The organism is Robinsoniella sp. (genome assembly GCF_034124845.1).
On record NZ_JAWYAJ010000350.1, the window covers coordinates 1 to 1,115 of the forward strand.

The following is a 1,115-nucleotide window of genomic DNA, read 5'->3' on the forward strand; positions in this document are numbered from 1 at the left end:
TCAAAATGAGTTCGTACTTTTGCTTGTAGTAAGGAGATTTGTCAGATTTCACGGCTGCATGAGCACATTGTACTAATGCAGGTTTGAGGTAGACGCCGGCACGTGTAATTCTGACGGATTTTTTCTTACCAGCAGAGTCATTGCTGCCCGGAGTTAGTCCGGCCCAGGCACATATACGTTTGGAAGAAGAAAACTGAGTCATATCAGTACCAATTTCGGAAATGATAGTGATTGCACTATTACGTTTAATCCCCGGAATGGTACTCAGTAACTGGATTGCATTTTCATAGGGAGCAACTAATTCATCAAGCTTAGTGTCTATATCAATTACAGTAGATGTGATATAATCTATGTGTGCGCGGACGAGGCGCATCCGATCTTTTTGGGAGTCAGTCATCTGATACCCTTCGATGGATTCAAAGACACTGTCAGACTTCTTCTTAAGTGAAAGGAGGAGTCTGGAAGAAATTTCTTCATGGTTGATGGAATTGTCGGATTGCTCGATTAGGTAGTCAAGAACAGAGGTAGCTGACTTCCCAAAGACATCGGAAACAACAGAATCTAATGCGATATTACAAACAGTAAGAGCATTCTGATACCGATTCTTTTCGCTGGAGCGGCAGGAAACGAGCTTGTAGCGATATCTAGTGAATTCACGCAAAATGCGAATATCCCGGAAAGGGATATAACTACCCGGAACGAAACCTAATCGAAATAAATCCCCAATCCATTTGGAATCTTTAGTGTCATCCTTATTACCTTTGACAGCCTTCACCCATTTGGGATTGGCGATGGTGACGTTAATATCGTCTTCCAAGAGGTTAAAAACAGGGACCCAGTATTTACCGGTAGATTCCATGCAAAGATCGAAACACTGATTATCAAGCAGCCATTGCTTGAATTCTAAGATTGAATTGTTGAAGGTGGAGAAACGCTTCTTATGATAAGAAGGTTGAACTCCAGAGGTAGTTTTGATAATCGTGGCAACGAGAAACGATTTATGGACATCGACACCACAACAGGTTTGATAAACAACTTTCATGGTCAAAAACTCCTTTCTAAATAGGATGAAGAAGCCATTGACTGCACCATCACACAATTTAACAAAGAGTTAA

Annotated in this window: 1 protein-coding gene; it reads right to left on the reverse strand. The window is 41.3% G+C overall.

Annotated elements, in window-relative coordinates; genetic code table 11:
• Positions 1–1,042 (reverse strand): IS110 family transposase (locus ACH2DQ_RS17560; protein ID WP_395027652.1); only part of this gene is annotated, 1,042 nt, incomplete at its 3' end.
• Positions 1,043–1,115: the final 73 nt, after the last annotated feature.